Origin of the sequence: Roseovarius sp. M141 (assembly GCF_024355225.1) — a bacterium.
In the GTDB taxonomy this organism is placed as follows: Bacteria; Pseudomonadota; Alphaproteobacteria; order Rhodobacterales; family Rhodobacteraceae; genus Roseovarius.
On the sequence record NZ_VCNH01000008.1, the window covers coordinates 622,794 to 648,352 of the forward strand.

24 protein-coding genes are annotated in these 25,559 nt (G+C 61.0%); 7 read left to right on the top strand and 17 right to left on the bottom strand.

From position 1 onward, the window contains the following. Positions 1-10: 10 nt before the first annotated feature. The 6 genes from FGD77_RS07160 to hemJ form a co-directional block, all read right to left on the bottom strand. Positions 11-820 (bottom strand): AAA family ATPase, encoded by an 810-nt coding sequence (locus FGD77_RS07160; RefSeq protein ID WP_255007901.1) that lies wholly within the window; start codon positions 818-820, stop codon positions 11-13. Next, positions 813-1,421 carry a 16S rRNA (guanine(527)-N(7))-methyltransferase RsmG gene (gene rsmG / locus FGD77_RS07165; RefSeq protein WP_255007912.1) on the bottom strand — a complete coding sequence of 203 codons (609 nt, stop codon included), beginning with the start codon at positions 1,419-1,421 and terminating at the stop codon, positions 813-815. The genes FGD77_RS07160 and rsmG overlap by 8 nt, the downstream gene beginning before the upstream one ends. Next, the gene (gene mnmG / locus FGD77_RS07170) at positions 1,418-3,286 is read right to left on the bottom strand and encodes a tRNA uridine-5-carboxymethylaminomethyl(34) synthesis enzyme MnmG (protein ID WP_255007915.1); all 1,869 of its coding nucleotides are present in this window, start codon (positions 3,284-3,286) and stop codon (positions 1,418-1,420) included. The genes rsmG and mnmG overlap by 4 nt, the downstream gene beginning before the upstream one ends. A gap of 12 nt (positions 3,287-3,298) precedes the next feature. Continuing rightward, entirely contained in the window at positions 3,299-4,585 is a 1,287-nt protein-coding gene (gene mnmE / locus FGD77_RS07175; protein WP_255007917.1) for a tRNA uridine-5-carboxymethylaminomethyl(34) synthesis GTPase MnmE, read from the bottom strand. Between the two features lie 25 nt (positions 4,586-4,610). Then, positions 4,611-5,885 carry a transcription termination factor Rho gene (gene rho / locus FGD77_RS07180; RefSeq protein WP_255007921.1) on the bottom strand — a complete coding sequence of 425 codons (1,275 nt, stop codon included), beginning with the start codon at positions 5,883-5,885 and terminating at the stop codon, positions 4,611-4,613. Between the two features lie 117 nt (positions 5,886-6,002). Then, a complete protein-coding gene (hemJ, locus tag FGD77_RS07185; protein WP_255007923.1) occupies positions 6,003-6,452 on the bottom strand; it encodes a protoporphyrinogen oxidase HemJ in 450 nt (149 codons plus the stop codon). A gap of 418 nt (positions 6,453-6,870) precedes the next feature. Here hemJ and FGD77_RS07190 point away from each other — a divergent pair, with 418 nt between their 5' ends. The 4 genes from FGD77_RS07190 to dnaQ are packed head-to-tail and all read left to right on the top strand — an operon-like array spanning position 6,871 to position 9,575. Then, a complete protein-coding gene (locus FGD77_RS07190; protein WP_255007931.1) occupies positions 6,871-7,470 on the top strand; it encodes a nucleoside triphosphate pyrophosphatase in 600 nt (199 codons plus the stop codon). Then, complete coding sequence (locus FGD77_RS07195; RefSeq protein WP_255007932.1) at positions 7,467-8,300, top strand: shikimate dehydrogenase; 834 nt, start codon at positions 7,467-7,469, stop codon at positions 8,298-8,300. The genes FGD77_RS07190 and FGD77_RS07195 overlap by 4 nt, the downstream gene beginning before the upstream one ends. Next, entirely contained in the window at positions 8,297-8,890 is a 594-nt protein-coding gene (gene coaE, locus FGD77_RS07200) for a dephospho-CoA kinase (RefSeq protein WP_255007933.1), read from the top strand. The genes FGD77_RS07195 and coaE overlap by 4 nt, the downstream gene beginning before the upstream one ends. Then, entirely contained in the window at positions 8,883-9,575 is a 693-nt protein-coding gene (gene dnaQ / locus FGD77_RS07205) for a DNA polymerase III subunit epsilon (RefSeq protein ID WP_255007934.1), read from the top strand. Before coaE ends, dnaQ begins: the two co-directional genes overlap by 8 nt. A gap of 56 nt (positions 9,576-9,631) precedes the next feature. On the opposite strand, the gene secB is transcribed toward dnaQ, so the two are convergent. Together secB and FGD77_RS07215 are read right to left on the bottom strand one after the other, a co-directional pair. Beyond that, on the bottom strand, positions 9,632-10,141 hold the full coding sequence (secB, locus tag FGD77_RS07210; protein WP_255007935.1) for a protein-export chaperone SecB: 510 nt from the start codon (positions 10,139-10,141) through the stop codon (positions 9,632-9,634). A 57-nt stretch (positions 10,142-10,198) separates the two neighbouring features. Beyond that, positions 10,199-10,672 carry an FxsA family protein gene (locus FGD77_RS07215; protein ID WP_255007937.1) on the bottom strand — a complete coding sequence of 158 codons (474 nt, stop codon included), beginning with the start codon at positions 10,670-10,672 and terminating at the stop codon, positions 10,199-10,201. A 112-nt stretch (positions 10,673-10,784) separates the two neighbouring features. Here FGD77_RS07215 and FGD77_RS07220 point away from each other — a divergent pair, with 112 nt between their 5' ends. Genes FGD77_RS07220 through FGD77_RS07230 form a run of 3 tightly spaced genes read left to right on the top strand, consistent with a single transcriptional unit; the run spans position 10,785 to position 13,065 of the window. Then, positions 10,785-11,441: a Tim44/TimA family putative adaptor protein gene (locus FGD77_RS07220; RefSeq protein WP_255007947.1), complete on the top strand. Its 657-nt coding sequence runs from the start codon at positions 10,785-10,787 to the stop codon at positions 11,439-11,441. Further along, positions 11,438-12,472, top strand: a complete 1,035-nt coding sequence (locus tag FGD77_RS07225; protein ID WP_255007950.1) for a murein transglycosylase A — start codon at positions 11,438-11,440, stop codon at positions 12,470-12,472. The genes FGD77_RS07220 and FGD77_RS07225 overlap by 4 nt, the downstream gene beginning before the upstream one ends. Then, positions 12,472-13,065 (top strand): Smr/MutS family protein, encoded by a 594-nt coding sequence (locus tag FGD77_RS07230; RefSeq protein ID WP_255007953.1) that lies wholly within the window; start codon positions 12,472-12,474, stop codon positions 13,063-13,065. The genes FGD77_RS07225 and FGD77_RS07230 overlap by 1 nt, the downstream gene beginning before the upstream one ends. Positions 13,066-13,138: 73 nt before the next feature. On the opposite strand, the gene hslU is transcribed toward FGD77_RS07230, so the two are convergent. The 9 genes from hslU to FGD77_RS07275 all read right to left on the bottom strand — a co-directional run bounded on the left by hslU (position 13,139) and on the right by FGD77_RS07275 (position 25,495). Beyond that, entirely contained in the window at positions 13,139-14,449 is a 1,311-nt protein-coding gene (gene hslU, locus FGD77_RS07235; RefSeq protein WP_255007955.1) for an ATP-dependent protease ATPase subunit HslU, read from the bottom strand. Between the two features lie 19 nt (positions 14,450-14,468). Continuing rightward, positions 14,469-15,026: an ATP-dependent protease subunit HslV gene (gene hslV / locus FGD77_RS07240; RefSeq protein WP_255007958.1), complete on the bottom strand. Its 558-nt coding sequence runs from the start codon at positions 15,024-15,026 to the stop codon at positions 14,469-14,471. Positions 15,027-15,150: 124 nt separating this feature from the next. Beyond that, the gene (trxA, locus tag FGD77_RS07245) at positions 15,151-15,471 is read right to left on the bottom strand and encodes a thioredoxin (protein ID WP_255007960.1); all 321 of its coding nucleotides are present in this window, start codon (positions 15,469-15,471) and stop codon (positions 15,151-15,153) included. Between the two features lie 54 nt (positions 15,472-15,525). Next, positions 15,526-18,879 carry a double-strand break repair helicase AddA gene (addA, locus tag FGD77_RS07250; RefSeq protein WP_255007963.1) on the bottom strand — a complete coding sequence of 1,118 codons (3,354 nt, stop codon included), beginning with the start codon at positions 18,877-18,879 and terminating at the stop codon, positions 15,526-15,528. Beyond that, complete coding sequence (addB, locus tag FGD77_RS07255; protein WP_255007965.1) at positions 18,876-21,803, bottom strand: double-strand break repair protein AddB; 2,928 nt, start codon at positions 21,801-21,803, stop codon at positions 18,876-18,878. The genes addA and addB overlap by 4 nt, the downstream gene beginning before the upstream one ends. Then, positions 21,796-22,488, bottom strand: coding sequence for a nucleotidyltransferase family protein (locus FGD77_RS07260; protein WP_255007968.1), 693 nt, complete (start codon positions 22,486-22,488; stop codon positions 21,796-21,798). The genes addB and FGD77_RS07260 overlap by 8 nt, the downstream gene beginning before the upstream one ends. Continuing rightward, entirely contained in the window at positions 22,464-23,474 is a 1,011-nt protein-coding gene (locus tag FGD77_RS07265) for an aminoglycoside phosphotransferase family protein (protein ID WP_255007971.1), read from the bottom strand. The genes FGD77_RS07260 and FGD77_RS07265 overlap by 25 nt, the downstream gene beginning before the upstream one ends. After that, on the bottom strand, positions 23,467-23,946 hold the full coding sequence (gene tsaE / locus FGD77_RS07270) for a tRNA (adenosine(37)-N6)-threonylcarbamoyltransferase complex ATPase subunit type 1 TsaE (RefSeq protein ID WP_255007982.1): 480 nt from the start codon (positions 23,944-23,946) through the stop codon (positions 23,467-23,469). Before tsaE ends, FGD77_RS07265 begins: the two co-directional genes overlap by 8 nt. 40 nt (positions 23,947-23,986) lie before the next feature. Continuing rightward, on the bottom strand, positions 23,987-25,495 hold the full coding sequence (locus tag FGD77_RS07275; RefSeq protein WP_255007985.1) for a PAS-domain containing protein: 1,509 nt from the start codon (positions 25,493-25,495) through the stop codon (positions 23,987-23,989). Between the last annotated feature and the right edge of the window lie 64 nt (positions 25,496-25,559).

Sequence of the window (25,559 nt, forward strand, 5' to 3'; positions counted from 1 at the left end):
GCTCCTTCGATTACGCAGCCACCGGCGCGCGGTTTTTCATCAATTCCTTCGCCAGCGCTCTGTACGCTTCGGCCCCCCTGGAATGAGGGTCATAATCCAGCACCGACATCGCATAGGACGGCGCTTCGCTTAGACGGACGTTCCGTGGAATGAGCGTCCTGAAAACCAAATCACCCAGATTGTCGCGCGCGTCCTTTTCAACCTGCCCCGACAGGTTATTGCGCGAATCGAACATGGTAAGCACCACGCCTTCGATACCCAGCGTCGGGTTGGCCGATTGCCGAACCTCGCGGATGGTCAGCATGAGTTGCGACAGCCCCTCCAAAGCAAAAAACTCGCTTTGAAGCGGGACCAGAACGGAATGCGCAGCCACCATCGCATTGACGGTCAGCAAATTCAGCGATGGCGGGCAGTCAATCAGCACATAGTCCAGATCATATCGGTCCATCGCCGTCTGGCGCAGCGCGTCATGCAGAAGAAAGCTGCGTTTTTCGTTCGATATCAACTCGATATCGGCAGAACTCAGATCAACTGTCGCTGGAATAACCAACAAGTTTTCCGACCGGGTCGGCTGAATAACCTGACCCAGATCTATGTCATCGAGCAGCAGATCATATGTCGTGAATTCACGGTCTTCGACTTCGATCCCCAGCCCCGTCGAAGCGTTCCCCTGGGGGTCAAGATCAACGATCATGACGCGCAGCCCCTTTTCGGCAAGGGCCGCCCCGAGATTGATCGTGGTGGTCGTTTTACCCACCCCCCCTTTTTGGTTTGCCACTGCGATAATGCGTGGCCCATTTGGACGTGTTGGATCAGGCACGGGACAGTTCCCTTATACTTAAAATTGCGGCGTCCGGGTCAAGATTGCTTGTAGCAACTGCATGATTGAACTTCCACTTTGTTTCTGCTTCGGACAATTCAGTGCGCCATTTGGCGCCTTTGGCGAATATACACGTCGCATCGGCATTCATATGCGGCTTTGCAAGCTGGAGTAGGCTGGCCAGATCGGCCAGCGCGCGAGCCGAAACCACATCTGCGTTCTGAGGTCTAACCTGTTCTATTCGGTCATTGATGACCGTCGCACGCGCGCCCGTCTCCCTTAAAGCGGCCCTTAAAAACGCTGCTTTTCTTGAGTCACTTTCGATCATCGTCACAGTACTGGGTGTTTTTGAAGCTTCAGACAGGATCGCCACGACCACACCAGGGAATCCACCGCCAGATCCAAAGTCCACCCATCTGGAAAATCCCTTGGGGGCCAGGCTATACATCTGCATTGAGTCCAGTATGTGCCGATCCCAGACGACGCTCCGATCCTGTCGTGAGACCAGATTGATCTTCGGCGTCCACTTCACAACTATATCCTCAAAGGACCGAAGGCGATCAATTGTTTCACGTGAAACATCTTGCAGGAGATCGATCATCCCTTACGCGCTCCAGAAGCCCGCCGAATACGCGTCAGCAGAAGCGTAAGCGCGGCCGGTGTCATCCCATCAATACGCGAAGCATGCGCCAGATTTGCCGGTCGCACTTGCTCCAGCTTAGATTTGAGCTCGTTCGACAGGCCGCCTAAGCAATTGTAATCGAAGTCCTTCGGAATCACATGGGCTGCGTCCCGCTCCAACACGGCAACATCTCGCTCCTGACGCGCGATATAATTCGAATAGAGCGCGTCTCTCTCCAACTGATCCGCAGTATCTTGATCTATGTCGGACAGCGAGGACTCCAGCCTTCGAAGATGCCCAAAGTTCGCCTCCGGAAACGCCAGAACCTGAAACCCGGTACGACGAGAGCCATCCTGGTTCACCGTAAGGCCAAGAGATTCCAGATCGCGTGGCGTAAAAGACAGGCTTTCTATGCGCCGCCGTGCAGTCGACAACTGTTCCATCTTTTTATCGAACAAAGAGCGACGGCCGTTAGAAACACAGCCGATCTCAACCCCACGGCCCGTGAGCCGCTGGTCAGCATTGTCAGCGCGAAGCGATAGACGAAATTCAGCGCGTGACGTAAACATGCGATATGGCTCTGATACTCCGCGCGTAATCAAATCGTCGATCATCACGCCAATATAGCTTTGCGACCGGCCAAATATCTCTGGATCCTCCCCGCGCGCGCTCAAAGCGGCATTTAGTCCCGCGACCAGACCCTGAGCCGCAGCCTCTTCATAGCCAGTAGTCCCGTTGATTTGGCCCGCAAGGTAAAGTCCACGCACGCTCCGTACCGCAAGCGTCGCATCCAAGGCCCGCGGATCGATATAGTCATACTCAATCGCGTAGCCAGGCTGAAGAATCTCGGCCTTTTCCAACCCTGTAATCGACCTGACATATGACAGTTGCACATCCGCAGGCAGTGATGTGGAAATGCCATTCGGGTAAATCGCGTGATCTGTCAGGCTTTCCGGTTCCAGAAAAATCTGGTGGGATGTTTTATCCGCAAAACGGACAACTTTATCCTCAATTGATGGGCAATACCGCGGTCCCACGCCGTCAATGTGACCACCATACATTGCCGATTTACCAAGGTTATCGCGTATGATTTCGTGGGTGCCCTCGTTGGTTCGGGTAATGCCGCATGAAATTTGCTCTGCCTGTACAGCGCTGGACATAAAGGAAAAAAGCGTAGGACTATCATCCCCCGGCTGCTTCTCTAGAACGCCCCAGTCGATCGTACGCCCATCCAGCCGCGGTGGCGTGCCGGTTTTCAGACGACCCATGGCAAGGCCGAAGCTATCAATACGCTCTGCGAGCTTGACCGACGGCTCTTCTCCCATGCGCCCGCCCGGTCGCGAGACATCCCCGATATGGATAACGCCTCGCAGGAAGGTTCCTGTCGTCAGGACAACAGATCCTGATGAAACTTGCGATCCATCTTTTAGAATAACGCCCGAAACCTTGCTATTTTCCATCAAGAAATCAGTGGCTTCCGCCTCGATGATCGACAGATTTTTCTGATCTGTCATCTCAGCACGCATTTTGCGCCGGTAGATATTCCGGTCGGCTTGCGCTCGCGGCCCTTGAACCGCCGGGCCCTTTCGCCGGTTGAGGAGCCGGAACTGAATCCCGGCCGCATCAGCGACACGTCCCATAACACCGTCCAGCGCATCAATCTCGCGGACAAGATGCCCCTTACCCAACCCACCGATAGCTGGATTACAAGACATGACACCAATACCGGCGCGTGTGAGTGTGATCAGCCCCGTACGTGCGCCCATTCGCGCGGCTGCATGCGCAGCCTCGCAACCGGCGTGACCGCCGCCGATAACCAGAACGTCGAAGTCATAATGTTTCACGTGAAACACTCCTCATTTCCCGAGGCAAAAACTGGCGAAGATCTCATCCAGAACATTGTCGATATCTACACGACCTACCAGAGAATCAAGCGCCCGAACAGCGCTGCGCAACTCTTCTGCCGCCAGATCTGCCATATCCGGAGCAGTATCGATCAAATTCTTCGCCGCACGAAGACAGTCAATGCCCCTGAGCATCGCGTCGCGGTGCCGCAGCCTGACCGCGATCCCCGCCCTCGCGGCACGCTGGCTCAAGATATCGGCTATTTGAGCTACCAACTTATCGATACCCGCGCCGGTCTGCCCTGAAATACCGGGGTAATCACCGGTTTGAATATCACTTTTCGCGAGCAGTACAATATCGTCGGCAAGTGGTTCCAAGGGAGGTGTTTCGCCAGGTTCCACCAAAAAAACCCGCAAATCTGCTGATACGGCCCTCGATTTTGCTCTTTCGACGCCAATCGCCTCGACACGGTCGGCTGTATCACGCAGGCCCGCTGTATCCAAAAGCGTGACCGGCAACCCCCTGAGATCCATCCGCACCTCGATCACATCCCGCGTGGTACCTGCGACATCTGAGGTGATGGCGGCATCGCGGCCCGCCAAAGCGTTCAACAATGTCGATTTACCGACATTCGGCGCGCCAAGGATCGCCACTTCGAACCCTGTTCGGATCCGTTCAGCTACGACGACGCCTGAAATTTCGCGATCGAGATCGCCAATTACACCAGAAATCAGCCCTGTGACCTCCGGCGATACGTCTACAGGAACATCCTCATCCGCGAAATCAATTGTCGCCTCAATCAAAGCAGCCGCGCGGATCAGATCGCGCCGCCACCCTTCGGCCCGCGCGCCAAGTTCCCCAGACAGAACCCGTAACGCCTGAGTGCGCTGCACCTCGGTTTCAGCATCGATAAGATCGGCAAGACCTTCGATCTGGGCAACATCCAGACATCCGTTATCCAACGCGCGGCGCGTGAACTCTCCGGGATCAGCCATCCTGAGATCTGGCATGTCCGCCAACCTGCTCAATACAGCAGAAACAACTGCAATGCTTCCATGTACTTGGAATTCAACACTTTCTTCACCGGTAAAACTGGCCCCTTTTGCAAAGGTCAGTACCAGGGCCTGGTCCAGTAACACCCCGTCAGCATCCGTCAGGAGGCGGAGCGACGCGACACGCGTAGGCGGAACATCGCCGCACAGGCTGCGGCATGCATCAAACGCCTGCGGACCGGAGACACGCAGCACAGATACACCCGCCTTGCCCTGCGCTGAGGACATTGCAAAGATCGTCTCCACGACCGTTCCCCCGTTGACTGAAGTGTCAGGTATTCATCGAATCGAAGAACTCGGCATTCGTCTTGGTCTGTCTGAGCTTGGAAATCAGGAACTCGACGGCGTCCGTTGTTCCCATCGGGTTCAGAATGCGGCGCAGAACGAACGTCTTCTGAAGGTCCATCTTGTCGACCAGAAGTTCCTCTTTGCGGGTGCCCGATTTGAGGATGTCGATGGCTGGGAACACGCGTTTATCCGCGATCTTGCGATCAAGCACCAGCTCGGAGTTACCGGTGCCTTTGAACTCTTCAAAGATGACTTCGTCCATGCGGCTGCCGGTATCGATCAGCGCAGTCGAGATAATGGTAAGCGATCCGCCCTCTTCGATGTTGCGCGCCGCACCGAAGAACCGCTTGGGCCTTTGCAGGGCGTTTGCATCGACACCGCCTGTCAGAACCTTGCCCGAGGACGGCACAACCGTATTGTATGCCCTACCAAGTCTTGTGATAGAGTCCAAAAGGATCACAACATCTCGTTTATGTTCGACCAGACGCTTTGCCTTTTCAATCACCATTTCAGCAACGGCAACGTGGCGCGTTGCGGGTTCGTCAAAGGTCGAGCTGACGACTTCGCCCTTGACCGAGCGTTGCATGTCAGTGACTTCTTCGGGTCGCTCGTCAATCAGCAGGACGATCAGATAAATCTCCGGGTGGTTGCGTTCGATGCTTGCCGCGATGTTTTGCAGAATCACCGTTTTACCCGTGCGCGGCGGCGCGACGATCAGCGAGCGCTGGCCCTTGCCGATTGGCGCGACCAGGTCGATGATTCGCGCAGTTTTATCCTTGATCGTCGGATCGTCGATTTCCAGCGTCAGACGCTCGTCAGGATAAAGCGGCGTCAGGTTGTCGAATGCGATCTTGTGACGTGCCTTTTGCGGATCCTCGAAATTGATCTGTTCAACGCTGGTCAGGGCAAAGTAACGCTCGGTATCATCGGGCTGCTTCATTTCGCCTTCGATGGTATCCCCGGTGCGCAGCGAATAGCGCCGGATCATCTCGGGCGACACGTAGATATCGTCCGGGCCGGGCAGATAGTTCGCCTCGGGCGAGCGCAGGAACCCGAAACCGTCCTGCAAGACCTCAATCACGCCATCGCCGAACACGGTCCACCCATCCTCGGCCCGCTCTTTCAGGATCGAGAACATCATCTCGCCCTTGCGCATGGTCGAGGCGTTCTCGATCTCCAGCTCTTCGGCCATAGACAGAAGATGCTTGGCGGTATGCGCCTTTAGATCGCACAGGTTCAAACGGTCATCATCGGACATGGATCAGCCTCACAGGCGCGTCGGCGCAAACATCGATTGGATCATCAGGGAATTGCATAGCCCCGGACGGGGCGCTTGGGCGGTGAATACGCGTGCAAGCCGCCCGAGTCAATCAGCCTAGAACTTCAGAACAACGGAAAAAACGATGACAATCAGCAGAAGGGTCGGCACCTCGTTCATAATCCGGAACGTACGACCGCTGACGGTGCAGGTACCTGCTGCAAGCTCCTTGCGACGCAGGCCCAGCCATTGATGGAACCACGTCATTCCCAGCACACCGGCTGCCTTGGTCCAAGGCCAGACAGACGACCAATCGACAATACCAGGTGTCAGAACCAGCGCCAGACCAAACAGCCAGGTGGCAACCATCGCCGGGCTCATTATCGCGCGCAGAAGTCTGCGCTCCATCACCTGGAATATTTCGTCGCGGCTGTCGCCCCTCCGCGCTGCTTCGGTGTGATAGACGAACAACCTGGGCAAATAGAACAGACCGGCCATCCAGGCGATGACCGACACGATATGAAGCGCCTTTGTCCAAAGGTAAAGCTCTGCGAGAATTGGGATCATGGAACGTCTCCGCCGGGATGGACTTACTAATAAATGAAAGAAATATAGAAAAAGATGATGATTAGGTAGGGCCGCCAGACTCTGTGGATTATTGTATTCCCCACAGATCTGTCCACAGTGATCCACCCTGTGGATAACACTGTTCATTCACTGCGACACATACGGATATAGCGTGGACAAATACCCTTGTGTATAAGGCTTTTTACCGATGTTTCTCTTTCCCTGAGGATGATCCCCGCCTTTGGGATAAACTTCGCGGCAGGTGATTCCTACAGCCGCAGATTCCATACAATCCACAGTGGTATGACACCCGCGAACGGGGCTGGCGCAGCTCGTCTGTCCCCATCTGCGTGGCGGTTGCACCAAAATGTGGATAACACGGGCCAACCCTCCCCCACTTGCTCATGGAGTTGTCCACATGTCTGTCCGCATTATCCTTGCCTCGAACTCGGAAATTCGCAGTACGTTGCTGCGCAATGCCGGAGTCGTCTTTGATGTGATGGGCGCTCGCGTCGATGAGGATAGCGCCAAGGCATCGCTGATCGCCGATGGCGTATCGCCGCGTGATATCGCCGATGCCCTGGCCGAGATGAAAGCGCGAAAGATCAGCGAACGCTATCCAGAGGCTTTGGTCATAGGCTGCGATCAGGTTCTGGATCTGGACGGACTAATCCTGTCCAAACCCGGTACGCCAGAGGCCGCGATCACCCAACTGGCGCAGATGCGCGGTCAGGTCCACCGTCTGATATCCGCCGCTGTCATATGTCAGGGAGGTGCGTCTGTCTGGCGTCATGTAGGTGTTGTGCAGATGCAGATGCGTGATGTATCCGATTCCTATACGGATGATTATGTGGCGCGCAACTGGGACAGCATCCGCCATTCCGTCGGCGCCTATAAACTGGAAGAGGAAGGCGTGCGGTTGTTCGGGCGTATCACCGGCGACTATTTCCATGTGCTGGGCCTGCCCCTGCTGGAGCTGCTCGGCTTTCTGACGACGCGGGGAGTGTTGGACACATGACGGATCAGACCATACCTCTGGCGGGTGTGATAGGATCGCCTATCGCCCATTCGAAATCCCCCAGAATTCACCGTCACTGGCTGACGGTGATGGATCTTCCGGGGCATTATGTTCCGATGAATGTCAGTCCTGAAAACCTGGCCGAGGTATTGCGGACTCTGCCCAAGGCCGGGTTTGTAGGTGCCAACATCACGATCCCGCACAAGGAAAAGGTGCTGGGACTGGTCGATATAGTAACCGATCGCGCGGCGCTGATCGGGGCCGCCAACACACTGATTTTCGGCAAGGATGGGAAAATCCATGCTGATAATACAGATGGTTACGGATTTATCAATAATTTGAAAAATGCCCCGTGCGGCTGGGACGGCGCCAACGGGCCTGCGGCTGTGCTGGGGGCTGGCGGCGCATCGCGCGCTGTGATCGTGGCGCTTCTGGATGCGGGCGTGCCGGAAATTTTGCTGTCGAACCGTACCCGCATGCGCGCCGACGCGCTGGCGCAGGAATTTGGCAAGCGGATACGCGTGTTCGACTGGAGGCAGGCGGGAAACATGCTGGAGCATTGCGCGACGGTGGTGAATACCACGTCGCTGGGAATGGTCGGCCAGCCCTCCTTGGATGTGCCGCTGCAGGGTCTGCAAAAGGGTGCCGTCGTCACTGACATCGTCTATGCCCCGCTGCGCACGCAGCTATTGGAAACTGCAGAAGAAATGGGATGCCATACCGTCGACGGCCTTGGGATGCTGCTGCATCAGGCGGTTCCAGGGTTCGAGCGGTGGTTTGGCAAGAGGCCCGAGGTCGACGCCGCCACGCGGGATGCCGCGCTGCGATGACGTATCTGGTGGGACTGACCGGATCGATCGGCATGGGTAAATCGACCACGGCGCGCATGTTTGCGGACCTGGGCTGTGCCGTCTGGGACGCGGATACCGCGGTGCATGACATGTATGCGCCAGACGGCGCAGCCGTTGCGCCGATGCGGTCCGAATTTTCGGACGCGATCGAGGATGACGGTGTGTCGCGCACCCGGCTCAAGGCGATCATCGCGGCGGATGACACCGCCCTCGCCCGGATCGAGGCTATTGTTCACCCGTTGGTCGCTGCCGACAGACAGGCATTTTTGGCCGCAACAGAGGCTGATATTGCCGTTCTCGACATTCCTCTGCTGTTTGAAAGCGGGTTTGACGCGACGATGGACGCCACCATCTGCGTGACCGCCCCGCCCGAGGTTCAGCGCGCCCGCGTTCTGGCCCGCAACACGATGAGCGAGGCGCAGTTCAGCGCGATTTTGACCAAACAGATGCCGGATGCTGAAAAACGCGCCCGCGCGACATGGGTGGTCACCACCGATACGCTTGAACATGCCCGCGCGCAGGTGCAGGCTATTGTGGATGACATCAGGAAAGGTCTGCACCATGCGTGAGATCGTGCTAGACACTGAAACCACTGGATTCGAGCCTGAACAGGGCGATCGTATCGTTGAAATCGGCGGTGTCGAGCTGCTGAACCACATGCCGACCGGGCGGACGTATCACCAGTATATCAACCCGCAGCGCGCCATGCCCGAAGATGCGTTCAAGGTGCATGGGCTAGGCGATGATTTCTTGCGGGACAAGCCGCTATTTGCCGATATCGCGCAGGCATTTCTCAGCTTTGTCGGCGATTCCAAACTGGTGATTCATAACGCTGCGTTTGACATGAAATTCCTGAATGCCGAACTGCGCTGGCTGCGCCTGCCCCAATTACCATGGGAGCAGGCCATCGACACGCTGGCCATCGCGCGCAAGAAATTTCCCGGCTCTCCCGCGTCCCTGGACGCGCTGTGCCGCCGTTTCAACATCGACAATGGCGCGCGCACGCTACACGGCGCCCTGCTCGATTCCGAAATACTGGCCGAAGTGTATCTGGAGCTGATTGGCGGGCGTCAACCCGACCTGGTTCTGGGTGCAGATCAGACCCAAACCAAGGGAACAGAGACACATAATGCATGGCGCCCTGCCCCCAGGCAACACCCCCTGCCCGCCCGCCTGAGTGACGCCGAGGCCCAAGCGCATAGCGCGTTCGTCAAGACATTGGGCGATGCGCCGCTATGGGATAAGCCGGGTTAAGGTCTTTCAGGCCACGCCGTGACACAGGTGGCCTGAAAGAGTGCCGCACCGCGCGATCAGGCGTCGGCGCGCTGGCCTTTTTCGGCCTGAATACGTGCGATTTCCTGACGGTAGATCGCCACGAAGTCGATATTTTCCAGATTCAGCGGCGGGAAGCCACCGTCGCGCGTCACGTCCGATACGATGCGGCGGAAGAACGGGAACATCATGCGCGGGCATTCGATCATCAGGAACGGATGCAGCTGATCCTCGGGAACACCTTCGATGTGGAAAACGCCCGCATATTCCAGTTCCAGCACGAACAGGTCCTCATCGGTGCCCTTGTTCTTGGAATTGATCTTGAGCTTGGCGATCACCTCATACTGGTGCTCGGCGTTGCGCTTTTTCGGCTCCAGATGGACGTTGACCGTGATAACGGGCTGTACTTCGCCGCCGGTGCCGCGCTGTGCCAGAATATTTTCGAACGACAGATCGCGCACGAACTGCGTGAGGGTGTTCATTTTTACCTGGGGCTGTTGCTGCTGTTGGTCCTGCGCGCCATCGGCGCCGTTTTCCTGCTCGGCCATCGTTGTCTCCTCGTTAGGCGGAATATGCGCCTGAAATAGCAGGTTGGCGTGGCTGTCTCAATCCCTCGTCCAGCCTGATGGGCCGCGTGGCTCATCGTCAGGCGAAACCTCGTGATAATCACCCTCTATGGTGGTCGGGCCTTGTGCGCGCGGCGCGTCTTGCGGTCCGGCGGCGAAGCTTTGGACATTGATCCGCTTGCGCAGATAGGCGAATGCCGCGCGCCGAAACGGCGGCGTGAGCAGCGCGAACCCCAGCGCATCGGTGAAAAACCCGGGCACCAGCAACAGGACGCCGGCGATCAGGATCATTGCACCATGCGCCAGCGGTTCGGTCGGGTCGGTCTGCTGCGAAAACGAGCCGCGAAGCTGTCCCAAGGTCACCGCCCCCTGCGCCCGGACAAGCCAGGTGCCCAGAATCGCCGTCAGCAGGACGATCAGAAGCGTTGGCCACAATCCGATGATGCCGCCGACCTGAATAAACAGACCGATTTCGATCAGCGGGACGACGATGAACGCCAGCAATAGCCACATGAGGGGGCAACTCCTTTGTTTTACGGCGCGCCAAGGTGGACTTGCCGCGCACTCATGCCTACATAAGGTCAACAATACACGTTTTTCAACGCTTTGCCTGAATGAGGTATCAATGAACTCGCCCGTTTTGCAGCTTCTGGTGCTTGCCGGCATCGCTGTTTTCCTGATCCTGCGGCTCAGAAGCGTTCTGGGAACCCGCGACGGCCACGAGCCCCCGCACGAGGTGCAGGGTGCGCCCACACCGCGTACCCACAATCTGGAAGTGATCGAAGGTGGCCCGGACCACGACATTATCGATCACGTGCCCGAGGGCAGTGATTCTGCCGCAGCCCTCGCCGAGATGAAGCGCGCCGAGCCATCCTTTGGCGTGACCGATTTCCTCGGCGGTGCGCGCGGCGCATACGAGATGATCCTGATGTCGTTCGAACGCGGCGAAATGGACGATATGCGCCCCTTCCTGTCGGAGGATGTCTACAATTCATTCGCCGAAGTAATCGCCATCCGCGAAGAAAAAGGTCTGACCATCGAGGCTGATTTTATCGGGATTCGCGATATGACACTGTCCTCGGCCGCGTTTGACGCCGCTACTCGAACGGCGGAAATCACCGTTAGATTCGTGGGCGAGCTGGTTTCGGTCGTGCGCGGCCCGGACGGTGAAATCGTGGAGGGCGAGCCTGACAAATCGAAGCGTCAAAAGGACGTCTGGACCTTCGAACGTGTCATGGGTGCCGACGATCCCAACTGGCGGCTCGTCGCCACGGGCGAATGATCAGGGCGGCTGTTGTCGCGATAACGCTGGCGCTGCCATGGCCCGGCTGTGCCACAGCGTCCGATGTGAACTACGATATTCTCAGCTTTGCCGATCTTGAAGGTTGGGAGGCTGACGATCATGCCAGCGCGCTGGGTGTTTTTACCCAGACGTGCCCGGACATGAAAGACATCGATTGGCGCCCCCTCTGCGCGTTTGCTCAGCAAAAGCCGGGGGCGCGCGATTTCTTTGAGCTGTTTTTTCGCCCCGTCCTGATCAGCGAAGGCAGGTCTGCCCTTTTTACTGGCTATTTCGAGCCCGAGCTTGACGGATCGCTGCGCCGCTCAGGACGGTTTCAATATCCGCTCTATCGCCAGCCGCCCGAGGCGCAGATCGAGGGGCCATGGCTGACGCGCCGCGAGATCGAAACAGGCCCGGACATGAAGGATCGCGGCCTTGAAATTGCATGGGTCGATGACCCGGTCGAACTGTTTTTCCTTCAGATCCAGGGATCGGGTCGGATTCGCCTGCCAGATGGGCGCATGATCCGCGTGGGCTATGGTGGCTCTAACAGGCACGAATACCGCTCTATCGGGGCCGAACTGGTCCGTCGCGGCATTTACGAGGTGCATCAGGTATCGGCGCAGGTGATCAAAAACTGGGTGCGTCGGAATCCCGAAGAAGGGGCCGAACTGCTGTTTCACAATGAGTCCTATGTCTTTTTTCGCCGGATCGACGATCTGGATCCCGCTGACGGGCCGCGCGGTGCGATGAACCGATCGATTACCACAGGGCGGTCGATCGCGGTCGACCCGGCCTTTGTCCCGCTGGGCGCGCCGGTCTGGATCGAAAAGGCGGGGGTCCAGCCCGTTCACCGCCTGATGGTGGCCCAGGATACCGGATCGGCGATCAAGGGCGCACAGCGGGCTGATCTGTTCATGGGGACGGGTGACGCGGCAGGCCGCGCTGCCGGTACGCTGCGCGATGAGGGCCGGATGCTGGTTTTGATGCCGATTCAACGCGCTTATGCGATGGCACCGGATGCCATGTGATGAGCAGCCGACGCCTTCGCCCTGATGAGCTTGACCTGTGGACGCAGGTCGCCCGCACCGCGACACCGCTGAACCCGGTTCAGCCGCGTCCGAAACCACCCGCGCAAACGCTTGACCGTCCGGTCCAGTCCGCGCCTGAGGCGCCCCAACCGGTCAAGCCATTTGCGCTGGGGCAAAAGGCGGCGCGCGGTGGACCGGTGCATGACGTTCTGCCAGGGCTGACGGACCGAATGCGCGCGCTGCCGGTCACCATGGACCGCAAGGCTTACGGCAAGCTGAAACGGGGCAAGCTGTCGCCAGAGGCGCGCATTGACCTGCACGGTATGACGGTGGACCGCGCCCATGGTGCGCTGTCAGGGTTCATCTTTCGCGCCCACGGGCAGGGTAAACGGCTGGTTCTGGTCATCACGGGCAAGGGGCGTCGCAGCGATACAGACGGTCCGATGCCGGTGCGCCAGGGTGTGCTGCGCCATAATGTGCCCCACTGGCTAAGTATTCCGCCGCTGTCCGGTCTGGTGATGCAGGTGACGAATGCGCATAATCGCCACGGCGGCGGTGGTGCCTACTACGTTTATTTGCGACGCCCCCGGTAACAGGGCCGCCGCGCCGGATGGTAGGCCGGAATTGGGTATTTTCACCAAGAAAAAGCCCGCAAGCGCTACACCGTCAGAGAACGTACCGGCTGAGATCGGTGGATTTGGCCAGCTCGCCCAGGTTCTTGTCGACGAAGGCCCGATTCACCGTGACCTCATCGCCAATTCGTTCGGGCGCGTTAAAGCTGAGTTCTTCGAACACCCGCTCCATCACCGTATAGAGACGGCGGGCGCCGATATTTTCGACCGATGCGTTCACCTCGGCCGCGATATGCGCAAGGGCGGCGATACCGTCCTCGGTGAAGGTGACAGTGACCTGCTCGGTTTTCATCAGGGCAGTGTATTGGCGGGTCAGCGCGTTGTCGGTTTCGGTCAGGATGCGCACGAAATCGCCTTCGGTCAGGGCGCGCAGTTCGACCCGGATGGGCAGGCGGCCCTGCAATTCCGGCAGCAGATCGGACGGTTTGGCGATGTGAAACGCGCCCGACGCGATGAACAGGATATGGTCGGTTTTCACCGTTCCGTACTTTGTGCTGACATTCGTGCCCTCGATCAGCGGCAACAGGTCGCGCTGCACGCCCTCGCGGCTGACGTCGCCGCCGCGTGCGTCGCTGCGCGCGCAGACCTTGTCGATCTCGTCCAGAAAGACGATGCCGTTCTGCTCAACCGCGTCCAGCGCTGCGCGGTTGACCGTTTCGTCATCCAGTAGCTTGTCGGCCTCTTCGCCGATCAGGATGTCATAGCTGTCGGCGACGGTCATCTTGCGTTTCACGGTGCGCCCGCCGAATGCCTTACCGAAGATATCGCCAAGGTTCATCATCCCCATCTGGCCGCCGCCGGGCTGGCCGGGAATGTCCATCATGCCCATGGGGTTCGAGTTGTCGGCGACGTCCAACTCGATGATTGTATCGTCCAATTCACCCGATTTCAGCTTTTTGCGGAACAATCCGCGCGTGCCTTCGCGGGCATCCTCGCCGGCGATGGCGGTGATGACGCGCTCCTCGGCGGCCGTGCGGGCGGCGGAGGCGACATCCTCGCGCATCTGCTCGCGGATCATGGCGATGGCGGATTCGACCAGATCGCGGATGATCTGCTCGACATCGCGACCGACATATCCGACCTCGGTGAATTTCGTCGCCTCAATCTTGATAAAGGGGGCGCGGGCCAGTTTGGCCAGACGGCGGCTGATCTCGGTCTTGCCGACGCCGGTGGGCCCGATCATCAGGATGTTCTTGGGATAGACCTCGTCGCGGAGGTCATCGGCCAGTTGCCTGCGGCGCCAGCGGCTGCGCAGGGCGACGGCGACGGCGCGCTTGGCGTCCTTTTGGCCGATGATGAAGCGATCCAGTTCGCTGACGATTTCGCGGGGGGTAAGGTCGGTCATTGGGGGTCCTTTCGGCGGCTTATTTGGCGATCATCTCGACCGTCAGATTGCCGTTGGTATAGACACAGATGTCAGCGGCGATCGCCATCGCGTCGCGGGCGATCTGCTCGGCATTGCGATCGCTGTCCATCATGCCGCGCGCGGCGGCGAGGGCGTAGTTGCCGCCCGATCCGATGGCGGTCACGTCATGTTCGGGCTCCAGCACGTCGCCGGCGCCGGTGATGACGTAAAGCTCGGCGCCATCGGTGACGATCAGCATCGCCTCCAGCTTTTGCAGGTATTTGTCGGTGCGCCAGTCCTTGGCCAGTTCGACACTTGCGCGTTGCAACTGGCCGGGGGTCGCCTCCAGTTTGCTCTCCAGCCGTTCCAGCAGGGTAAAGGCATCGGCGGTGGACCCGGCAAATCCTGCGACCACGTCAAAGCCACCGGGGCTGAGGCGGCGCACCTTGCGCGCGGTGCCCTTGATCACGGTCTGGCCCAGACTGACCTGCCCATCGCCTGCGATCACCACTTCGCCGCCCTTGCGCACGCCGATGATGGTGGTGCCATGCCATCCGGGGAATTGCTCGCTCGCCATGTGATCGCTCCTTATGTCTTTGGGACTATATGGAAGCCGTGCCGCCAGACTGCAAGTTCTGCGGCGCGGCATGCAAAAAGGGCGCCACATGCGGCGCCCTTTGGATATCGTGAAACAGCAAAGATCAGATCGAGTCTTCGATCCAGCTTTGGAGGGCGGCCTTGGGTGCGGCGCCCGAGCGGTTCGACACCACTTCGCCGTTCTTGAAGATGAACAGCGCCGGAATACCGCGCACGCCCATCGCAACGGCCGAGTTCGGGTTGCTGTCGACGTCGACCTTGACGACTTTTATTTTGCCCTGCATTTCGGCTGACAGTTCTTCCAGTGCGGGTCCGATCTGCTTGCAGGGGCCGCACCATTCGGCCCAGAAATCGACCACGACGGGGATGTCGGAATTCTTCACTTCGGCGTCGAAAGTATCGTCAGTGACGGCTACGGTGGCCATGTTGCTCTCCTGCGTTTGGGTTCTGTCGATACCTAAGTAGCGATGCCGCCAAGGTCAAGTTGCCCCGGTCCGATGCAGTGCAGCGGTCACGGCCTCAAGGGGCAGGGTCATCAGCGTTGCGGTGGCGGTCCAGAGAATAGCGGTTTGGATATGGCGGTCAGGGTAGGTTTCCGCGGCCATGGCGGCGTAGGCGCCCATCTGCCGCAGCAGGCCTTCGGGGCAGTCGCCCGGGCTGCCGGGAACCAGAATGTTGGATTTGAAGTCAACGATTAGCACGGTGTCGCCGCGAATGATCAGCCGGTCGATGATGCCTTGCAGACGCCCCAGACCGGGAATGTCGCCGATGATGCCGACCTCGGGCAGGGCATCCGGGCCCCATAGGTGGGCGAGGGACTTGTCTTGCAGGACGTGCGCCGCCTCGGCGTGCAGCGCCTCTGTCTGGGCCGGATCTGCTGCATCCGGCCCCTGGCCCAGGATGGACGCGGCTGCGCCGGGCCAGTCAGCCTCGGGCAGGGTCGGCAGGAATTCCAGCAGGGCATGGATCTGGCGGCCGCGCTTCTTGGCGGTTTCCTCGTCCTGGCCGGGATCGCCGGGCAATGCCTTGGCGCCGCCCAGATCGGATGGGCGGCGCGTTTGAACCTCGTCCGGTGGCGTGGGGGCAGGGGCACGAAAATACGGCTCTAGCTGGGTCTTTTGAGCCGGTTCCGCGACGGACGGGACTACATTGACCGCCGCCCAATCGCCGCGCTCCAGCCGCAGGCCGTCGCCGCCGTCAAAGCGGTGCGGCAACGCGCCCAGCCGCGTCATGCCTTCGCGGATCTTTGCCAGCCAGCTGTCGCCGCCATCGCCGGGATCCTTGGCCGCAGCGACGATCAGCCATTTTTCGGCGCGCGTCATCGCCACGTATAGCAGGCGATCGCGCTCGGCCTCTTGCGCGTCTTTCATGGCCTCGACGATGGCGGTCTGGGCCTCTGGCATTGCGCCCGCGCGCATGCGCCACAGCGGAGCGCCGCCGGTTTTCAGGATCTGGTCGCGGATCGTGATCTGCCGCTTGCCCGCTTCCGGCAGGATGACAACGGGGGCCTCCAGCCCCTTGGCGCCGTGGACCGTCATCACGCGGATGCGGTCGCCGGCGCTGTCCATCTGGCGCTTGATTTCCATATCGTCGGTTTCCAGCCAGACCAGAAACCCGGTCAGGCTGTCCACCGCGCGCCGCTCGTAGGCCATTGCCTGCGACAATAGTGCGTCGATGCCGTCCTCGGCCTCGGACCCCAGCCGGGCCAGCATGCGGCGGCGGCCATCGTGGCGCGTCAGGATACGTTCGATCAGATCATAGGGGCGCATGTATTCGGACTGATCGCGCAGATCGTTCAGGATTTGCATGGTTTCGGGGAATTCCGCCGCACGCTCGCGCAGCGCCTCCCACAGATATTTATGCCGCCGCCCCTGCGCCAAGCCGTATAGCTGCGCCTCGTCCCAGCCGAAAATGGGCGAGCGTAGGGCAACGGCGAGCGACAGATCATCCTCGGGCGTGGCGAGAAAGGACAGGATCGCCGCCAGATCCTTGACCGCCAGTTCGCCAGCCACCTTCAGCCGGTCGGCCCCGGCGATGGGCAGATCGCGCGCTTTGCAGGCGCGGATGATCTCGTGAAAGAGCGCGGCGCGGCGCTGCACGAGGATCAGGAAATCGCCGGCGCAAACCGGACGCATGCCGTCGCCCTCGGGGATGGGCTGCGCGTCAGAGATCATTTGGGCGATGGCATCCGCGATCTGCCCGGTCAGTACGATGTCGGGGTCGCTTTCGGCGCGCACGTCGACAGGCATGTGCCATGGCGGATCATCGGATGCCTCAGGCGCGGGTTTGACCGGCCACAGATCGACGCGGCCGGGCAGGGCGGACCAAAAGGGAATGTGGCTCTGTTCCGGGGAAAACCCCGATTCCTCGCGCCCGTGAAACGTGGCGTCGACGGTATCGAGAATGGCGCTGGAAGAGCGGAACGAATGTTCCAGCCTCTGGGTTTGCAGGGGCGTACCGGCCGCCTCCAACCGCTCGGCAAAGTCGCGCTGCATCCGGTCGAATTCGCGCGGATCGGCGCCCTGAAAGGAATAGATCGACTGTTTCTTGTCTCCGACGACAAAGATCGTGCGCTGCACATCCTGCCGCGCGCCAAGGCCACTGGTGAATTCCTGCGCCAGCCGGTCGATCACCTGCCATTGCACCGGGCTGGTATCCTGCGCCTCGTCCACCAGAATGTGATCTATGCCGCCATCCAGCCGGAACAGCACCCACGCCGCCACGTCCGATCGGGTCAGAAGGGCCCGCGCCCGCAGGATCAGATCATCGAAATCCAGCCAGCCGCGCAGTTGTTTGGCGCGTGCATAGGCGGGCAGGAATATCTGGGCGAATTCGTGCAAGGCGGTGCTGAAATACAGCGCCTCCAGCGCGATGCGCTGCGGGCGGGCAGCCTCGACACGGTGCATCCACGCATCGATCAGATCCATCGTATCGCTCAGCGCGGCGCGGGTCGCCTTGGTCGGAAAGCGGGTGGAGACGGTGAAGGGCGCCTTGCCGGATTTCGTCAGGAATGCGTCCTCGAGGATGGGAAGGGAGCTGAAGTCCAGCGCATTGATGCGCTTCAGCTTGGCTGCAGCTCTGATGTCGTTTGTGCTGCCGACGCTCAAGGCAGATACTAACTTGGTCAATAGCTGGGTTTCATGGCCATGAAACACGTCGCTTTCGAGGCCGCGTCGCGTTGCATCCGGGCGCAGGCCCAGCGCCTTGGCCATCCCGGCCTGGGTCCAGGTTTCATCGAACAGGGGCGCCTTGCCAGCGATCTCAGCGGTCAAATCATCCAACGTTTCGCCGGTATGGTGACGCGCCAGTGCATAGAGTTTGGCCGCATCAGGACCAGCTGCGATCTGCTCGACGATCTCGGCACGCAGCAGCTTGGCGGTCCGGTCCTCCATTTCGACAAACTGCGGGCTGACCCCCGCCTCCAAAGGAAAGCGGCGCAGCAGGGAGGCGCAGAAGGAATGGATCGTCTGGATCTTCAACCCGCCGGGCGCTTCGATCGCGCGGGCAAACAGGCGCCGCGCATCGCGCAGGGCGGTATCGCTCAGCGGTCCGGCGACGCCCAGATCACTCAGCGCGGCGGTCAGTGTGTCCTCTTCCAGCATCGCCCACGCGCCCAGCCGCAGGAACAGGCGGTTCTGCATCTCGCTGGCGGCGGCCTTGGTGTAGGTCAGGCACAGGATATGCTGCGGATCGACCCCGTCCAGCAGCAGGCGCGCCACCCGGTCGGTCAGAACCCGCGTCTTGCCCGAACCGGCATTGGCGCTGAGCCATGTCGACATGTCCGGGCGCGCCGCTGCCATCTGGCGCAGTGTGGCATCGTCGCGCTGCATCATGGCATCTCCTGCGGGGCCGGATCGTCGGTGATGTCCCACTCGCCAAAGCGCGCAAGCTGGTCGTAATCGCCCACCTCGTCCTTGCGCTGGATCGCGCGGCGGGCCGTGTAACCCTGCCGCAGATCGCGGTAGGCAGAAATCAGATCGTGCAGGCCCTGCCAGACCTTTTCGGCGGGCTCGTTCTCCAGCGGTGCGGGCACTTCGGCAGGGGTGCTGCCAAGGCCGATATAGATCGCGCGGGCCACATCGCAGGGCGCCAGATCACCGAACCCTGCGCGCTGGGCAATCGCGGCCTCGAGCAGCAGTTGTTTGTCAAAAATCGCCTGCTCTTTCTTCGAGGGAGGCTTGCCGGTCTTGTAATCATACAGATGCAGCCGCCCGTCCGTGTCGATGTCGATCCGGTCGGCCTCGGCCACGAGGGTAAAGCCAAGATCGGCCATCACCGCCTGCCCGCGCGCCTCGAACGCGGTGGGCGTCGCCAAGTCGCGGCGCGCGATTTCAGTGTCGATGAACCAGTCGGCGACACGTTCCAGACGGGCCAGCCACAGGGCCCGCGCCTCGGCCCAAGGCACGTCGCGCGTCAGAACCTGCTGCGCCAATTCCATGAGCGCCTCGCGTGTCAGGCGGTTGGGATCGGCGACGCTGTCCTTGATAAAGCGTTCCAGCACTTCGTGCAGGACAATGCCGCGCAGCAAGGCATCGGGGGCCTGCATCAAGGGGTTCAGCGGGCGCAGGCGCAGGACGTGCTTGGCGTAAATGGCGTAGGGGTCGCGGATCAGGCGCTTGATTTCGGTCACTGACAGGCGGTTTGGCCTGACATCCACCGGCGGGCAGGGGGCCGGGCGCGGGGCGGGCGGGATTGGGGTGACGGCCTCCAGCAAGGCGGCCTTATCCAGCCAGATCTGCCCGCGTGCACGCATGTCGTCCAGCGCGGTCTTGCCCCCTTGTTCCGGCAAGCCTGCCAGCAGGTTTTGCAGACGGTTCAGCCAGCGCGAAACGACCGTTTCGCTATCGTCCGACCGCACGCTGCGGGTGATCCACACCTCGCCCGACAGGACCGCCTGCTGGAAATCATGCGCCGCCAGGCCAATCCGCCGTTCAGGCAGCAGCAGCCCGGCCTGATGGCGCAGCGCGCGGTTCAGCCACGGATCGGGCGGCTGGGATTCCGGCCAACTGCCCTCGTTCAGGCCGGCAAGGATCAGCATGTCGGCGCCTTGAACGCGGGCCTCCAGCGTGCCCCAGATCAGGATACCGGAATGGGGATTGGTGGCGCTGCGCACTTCTTCGCCCTGCAGGATCGCGGTAAATAGGGTCGCGTAGTCGGTCGCTATCATGTCGCCGCCATGGGGCGCCTCGGCGACCAGCATATTGCAAATCTCGCGCGCCTTCTTGCCCGCGTCCTTCTGCCAAAGTTCGCTGGCCGCGCCTGTGTCGCAGCCCTGCGCGATAGCCTCGGCTGCCACGATATGAGCGTTGGCGCGTGCGTCCAGCGGTAGGGCGTCGGGTGCGTCCTGCCCGGCGATATGGCTGGCGATCCAGCCCGCCCAGTTTGCCGCCAGTGGCTCGCTCAGCGTCGCCGCCCAAGCTGTGATGTCGCTGGGTCCCGGGTAGGGCGGCCCATTGCGGCGCAGATGCAACTCCAGCTCGTGGGTCAGGCGCAGATGCGCGCCGCGTTCGCCGCCGGTATGGGTCAGCGGGTGTTTGAGCAGCGTCAGCAACGACTCGGCCGTCAGCGGCCCAAGCGACAGTTCGGCCACATGGCGCAGGAACCGGCCCGGCGGTGACAGGTGCAGCGGCACCCCGGCGCTGTCGTCGGGGAGGATGCCCCACCGGTCCAGCGCCGCAGCAACGCGGCGCGTCAGGCTGCGGTCGGGGGTGATCAGCGCGGCGGTCTGGCCGTTCTCAGCCGCCGCGCGCAGACGCATGGCGATGCACTGCGCCTCGATCCGCTGGGAAGGGGCCTCCAGCAGGGTCACGCCCTGCATGGCGCCCACAATACCCTCCAGCCTTGGCCCTTCTTCCAGCCATTGGTCGGTGATCGGGGCAGGGCGCAGGGCCAGCGACACAAGGCGCGCACGCGCCGGGCTGGGTGGGCGCGCCTCTGACCAGCGCTCGATCCCCTCCAGCCCCAACGCGGCGCGGAGCGCATAAAAACGATATTGCGGATGATCCTCGCTGAGCATGGGGTCGTCCAGCGCGCCCCAGACGCTGGCCCGCATGTCGAAATCATAGCCGGGCAGAATAACCGCGCCTTGCGGCAGGTTGGCCACCGCCTGCATCAGCAGCTGAGTCGTGCCGCGCGACCCGGTGGAGCCGGCCAGCAACACAGGATGCTGTGGCGGCGCATCCTGCCAGCCGCTGATCGTGCGCCGCACCACCTGCCGCTGACGCGCCTCGGCGCCGGCCGCGCCGCGCCCTTCGGTAAAGTGGCGCACGATATTCAGAAAGGCGCGGATGCGTTCCCAATGGCCTGATTGGTCACTGATATCCAGTTGATCGATGACGTCAGGCGACACGCCCTCGCCCTCCATCTCGTCCATCAGCCTGGCAAGGCTGTCGGCCAGATCATACAGCGCGGTGCGCGGCGCCAGCCCCGGCTGCTGGTCCAGCAGGGACGAAATAAGCTGGATCAGCTCCAGCCGCCGGCGTAGCGGCGGCGCGGGCTGGGCGATATCCGCCATCCGCCAGTCGCGCCCCAGATCGGTGACCAGCGAGATCCGGGGAAGCAGCCGCGCGGTCCCATCGCTCAGCAGCGCTTGGATGCGCCGCGCCATGCGCCTTGTGTTGACGATCAGATGCACGCGGCCCATCGCCTCGGGCGGGGTATCCCTCAGCCGGTCCAGCACGCCATCGACCAGCGCGGCGGGAAAGTCGACGCCGGGCGGCAGGCCAAAGACGCGCGCGTGTTCCGAGGGATCAAACATCAGGCGCGCTCAGCATGTCCTGGGCCAGCGTGATACCACCGGGATGGCCCACATCGCACCATTTGCCGGCATAGATGCAGCCGTGCAGCCGCCCCGTTGCCAGCAGTCTGTCCCAAACCATGTTCAGCGAAAACGCACCTTGCGGTGTATCCTCCAACGTCTCGGCCTTGATGATCTGGACGCCCGAGTAAATCAGGTCGGCGCCCCGCGACAGGGTGCCGTCCTCGGACCGCAGGAAATCGCCCGGGCCCACATGCCCGATTGCTTGGGTTGGGGGTAGGCACAAAAGCAGCGCATCCATGATGTCGGGCTGCCACGCGTCGGACAGCAGGCGCAGGGGATTAGGCCCGCGCCAGACGGCATCGGTGTTCATCGTATAGATCGTGGCCGCATCCAGCATCGGCAGCGCGGCACGCAGACCGCCGCCAGTGTCCAGAATTTCCGGTGTTTCATACGCGATCTGTATGTCACGCCCGCTCAAATGCGCCGCGATCTGGTCGGCCTTGTAATGGGCGTTAACCACAATTCGCGATACAGGCACCGCCGTCGCGATATCTAGCGCATGATCCAGCAAAGGCTGCCCTGCAACCACGATCAACGGTTTTGGGCGATCCGCCGTCAGCGCGCCCATCCGTGTGCCAAACCCGGCGGCAAACAGCATTATTGCGTCTGGTTCAGTGCGCATCGGCTTTTCAGATCCTCACGGAAGGTTAATGTTGGTTCGGGCAATGCCCGGCGGACAAGCGGCGCGGCGTCGGCCATTGCGGGGTGGTTCAGATCATGCATCAGATGTGCCCAGACGCGCGGGATCAGATCGACGTAATGGGCCTTGCCATCGCGCAGGCAAAGCCGCGCAAAAACCCCGAGAATCCGAAGGTTACGCTGTGCACCCAGCACATGATAGGCCGCTTGGTACGCCGCATCGTCCTGCCCTGTCATCGAAACATACCGGTCGATCATCTGGGTCGCTAATCCGGCTGGCACATCGCGCCGCGCATCCTGAAGCAGCGACACCAGATCATAGGCCACATGCCCGCGCATCGCGTCCTGAAAATCCAGCAGGCCAACACGGGCAGCCCCAGAGCGGTCTGGCAGCCACAACAGGTTCTCTGCATGGTAATCGCGCTGGATCAGCACCTCGTGGCCTGCGCAATGCGTGGCCAGGGTCCGGGACATCACATTAATGAAGTCCGCGCGCAGAGCCGCGTCATCAGCACCAGCATACCAATCGAGAGCCAAGGCCGCCATCTGCGCCATGAGTTCGGTATCATATGACGGCAGATCGGCCGGCGCGACGGCCTTGTGCAGTTCAATCAGCACGTCAGTGGCGGCGCGGTAAAGGTCGATCTCGATTTCCGGATGCCTCGGGATGATCCGCGCAAACAGATCGTCGCCCAGATCCTCGATCAGCAGAAATCCCTGATCGATATCCTGCGCCAGAATGCGCGGTGCGCTTAGCCCAAGCGCCAAAAGATGCTCGGCAATGGTGATGAAAGGGCGCACGTCTTCGCCGCGTTCGGCCGGCGCGTCCATCAGGACGGCTGTCTCGTCGCCTTTCCGGATGCGAAGATACCGGCGGTTCGACGCATCCCCGGCCAGCGCCGCCGCAGTCGCCCCCGCCCAGACGGTTTGGCTGAGAAAATTCATGGCCTTGGCCGTGCGGTCAGTCATCCAGGAGATCCTCAATACGTTTTGTCCAGTTCTCGCCGCGCCATTCAAGGGTCAGCAATCGCGCGCTTGGGTCGGCAAGTGCGGCCAGCGTCAGACGAAGCGCCCCGGGTGGCGCCAGATCGCCCAGCCGGTCCGGCCATTCGATCAGACAGATCGCGCTGTCAAACGCATCGATGAGACCGAGTTCAAAAACCTCGTTTGTATCCGATAGCCGATACAGGTCCGCATGCCAGATTTCCGATTTGGGACCGGGGTAGGTCTGAACCAGCGTGTAAGTGGGCGACGGCACGTCTTCGGGCACCGGCAGCAGAGACTGGATCAGGCAGCGGGCAAAGTGGGTTTTGCCGGCGCCGATGTCTCCTGTCAACAGCAGGACGTCCCCAGACATCAGAAGCGGCGCCAGCCGGTGGGCGATGGCGCAGGTCCGGTCAGGACTGTCCGAGGTAAGCGTGCGTGTGTGCGACTTGTGCATGACGGGACACTACACATGGCACCGATGCCTGCAACCGCGTTCAGCCTGCTATGGCTGCGACGGCTGCCTTCTGGGGTACTCCCGGCTGAGTCTGAAGGGTCATCATGCAGGCGCCGCCCGGCAGTGGCTCCAACCGGCATTGATGATTGTGACCGTGCCCCGGCACGGTTTTATGTATCCCGCCACTCTGGCCGCGCGTCCTGAGGCTGGCCTCGATGTCGCGCCAGACTGCCGGGGCAGGCAGCACGGCGGCGCAGGCGCCTATCAGATCGGGCACTGTCATATCGTCAAAGCAGATATCGGGATCGATCCCCAGCAGCCGCGTTGCCGCAGCGTTGCAGAAGGCCAGAACGTTGTCAGCGCCAATCACCATCACCGCATCTGGCAGGCAATCCAGCGCAGATTGCCGCAAGTCCAGCTGCGCCCGGAACCGCCGGGCCAGCATGACTTCGGCGCTGATGTTCTCGAACAGAAAGGCGACCGCGCCGTCGGGATGGGGCCGACCGGTGACGCGGTAGGTCACGTCGTTCGGCAGTGACCAGGTTTCCTGATACAGACCTCCCTGGGCGCTTTCGATCACGTTGCTGATTTGTGTACGCCACGTGGCGTAGCTGCGCGGTTCGGGCATGACGCGGCGGTTGCGCAGGTTGTCGAAGAAGGCCATCAGATCCGGCTGCGCGCTGAGAAAATGGGCCGGAAGCGATGTCAGATCCACCAACGCGGGATTGAACAGGGCAAGCTTTCGGTTGCGGTCGAAAACGGCGAGTCCAATGGTCAGATAGGCGAATGTCTTGGTCAGGGTCTGAACAAAGTCCTTCTGCATGGTTTCGGCTGTCACGATCTTGGTTATGTCGATGGCGTGATGCAGCACCAGCGACGGATAGGCGGCGGAATGCACTTCGTACCATACCGGGCGGCCGCCATTGACAGGGGTGATGGAAAATCGGCTGACGCTGTTCTGGTCGGGTTCCGGAATGGTCACCTCTTGCGCGTCGGGATCAAAAGCCGCGCGGCAGGCTGCATTTTGCCACAGGGTCGTGCCGTCATGGGAGGTCTTCCAGATCGGATAGTGGGCGGCGTGCAGCACCTCTGTCTCTTCGATCAGGCGCGTGCGCTGGGCCAGCATCTGGTGTCGCTCACCGGGGCAGGAATGGGGGGGATCGCACAGCGTTACGCGGGTTCCGTGCTGGGTGCGCAGCAGGCGCAGTTCGGCGGTGTCACCGTCTTCGCATGAGCGGATGGAAAGCCCCTGATCTTCTGTCAGATGTTTCAGCGTCTGTGGAAGGCCGGCAAAGCGCGGTTCAAACCATGCGCGCAGTTCTGGCCAGGCCAGCGATGTATTCGGTGTATCCGGCAGGGCCCCGGAATGGTGATCGAACATATGATCGTCCTGAAAGAGAAATACCGCATCATTGCCGCCAGTTGGCGAGATGCCCCGCCTGCCATGCGTTTCAGGTGTCCACCGACCGATCAGCCACAGGACAGCGACTGAAATCGCCCCGGCCATCGCGGCCAATCCCAGCCATAGCGTCAGCGGTATCGCAGCCATGCGTCTGTCCCTTTTGCATTTTCCCTGACGAAAACACTGCGCAATCTGAGTTAACGGCGAGTTA

Bases quoted from the DNA above. Each gene is read 5' to 3' on its own strand.
- FGD77_RS07265 (WP_255007971.1), bottom strand. From the start codon at position 23,474: ATGACTGACCGCACGGCCAAGGCCATGAATTTTCTCAGCCAAACCGTC.
- coaE (WP_255007933.1), top strand. From the start codon at position 8,297: ATGACGTATCTGGTGGGACTGACCGGATCGATCGGCATGGGTAAATCG.
- FGD77_RS07275 (WP_255007985.1), bottom strand. From the start codon at position 25,495: ATGGCTGCGATACCGCTGACGCTATGGCTGGGATTGGCCGCGATGGCC.
- rsmG (WP_255007912.1), bottom strand. From the start codon at position 1,421: ATGATCGATCTCCTGCAAGATGTTTCACGTGAAACAATTGATCGCCTT.
- hslV (WP_255007958.1), bottom strand. From the start codon at position 15,026: ATGGCGAGCGAGCAATTCCCCGGATGGCATGGCACCACCATCATCGGC.
- secB (WP_255007935.1), bottom strand. From the start codon at position 10,141: ATGGCCGAGCAGGAAAACGGCGCCGATGGCGCGCAGGACCAACAGCAG.
- trxA (WP_255007960.1), bottom strand. From the start codon at position 15,471: ATGGCCACCGTAGCCGTCACTGACGATACTTTCGACGCCGAAGTGAAG.
- FGD77_RS07215 (WP_255007937.1), bottom strand. From the start codon at position 10,672: ATGTGGCTATTGCTGGCGTTCATCGTCGTCCCGCTGATCGAAATCGGT.
- tsaE (WP_255007982.1), bottom strand. From the start codon at position 23,946: ATGCACAAGTCGCACACACGCACGCTTACCTCGGACAGTCCTGACCGG.
- addB (WP_255007965.1), bottom strand. From the start codon at position 21,803: ATGTTTGATCCCTCGGAACACGCGCGCGTCTTTGGCCTGCCGCCCGGC.
- FGD77_RS07225 (WP_255007950.1), top strand. From the start codon at position 11,438: ATGATCAGGGCGGCTGTTGTCGCGATAACGCTGGCGCTGCCATGGCCC.
- rho (WP_255007921.1), bottom strand. From the start codon at position 5,885: ATGTCCGATGATGACCGTTTGAACCTGTGCGATCTAAAGGCGCATACC.
- FGD77_RS07230 (WP_255007953.1), top strand. From the start codon at position 12,472: ATGAGCAGCCGACGCCTTCGCCCTGATGAGCTTGACCTGTGGACGCAG.
- addA (WP_255007963.1), bottom strand. From the start codon at position 18,879: ATGATGCAGCGCGACGATGCCACACTGCGCCAGATGGCAGCGGCGCGC.
- FGD77_RS07220 (WP_255007947.1), top strand. From the start codon at position 10,785: ATGAACTCGCCCGTTTTGCAGCTTCTGGTGCTTGCCGGCATCGCTGTT.
- dnaQ (WP_255007934.1), top strand. From the start codon at position 8,883: ATGCGTGAGATCGTGCTAGACACTGAAACCACTGGATTCGAGCCTGAA.
- FGD77_RS07260 (WP_255007968.1), bottom strand. From the start codon at position 22,488: ATGCGCACTGAACCAGACGCAATAATGCTGTTTGCCGCCGGGTTTGGC.
- FGD77_RS07190 (WP_255007931.1), top strand. From the start codon at position 6,871: ATGTCTGTCCGCATTATCCTTGCCTCGAACTCGGAAATTCGCAGTACG.
- hemJ (WP_255007923.1), bottom strand. From the start codon at position 6,452: ATGATCCCAATTCTCGCAGAGCTTTACCTTTGGACAAAGGCGCTTCAT.
- hslU (WP_255007955.1), bottom strand. From the start codon at position 14,449: ATGACCGACCTTACCCCCCGCGAAATCGTCAGCGAACTGGATCGCTTC.
- FGD77_RS07195 (WP_255007932.1), top strand. From the start codon at position 7,467: ATGACGGATCAGACCATACCTCTGGCGGGTGTGATAGGATCGCCTATC.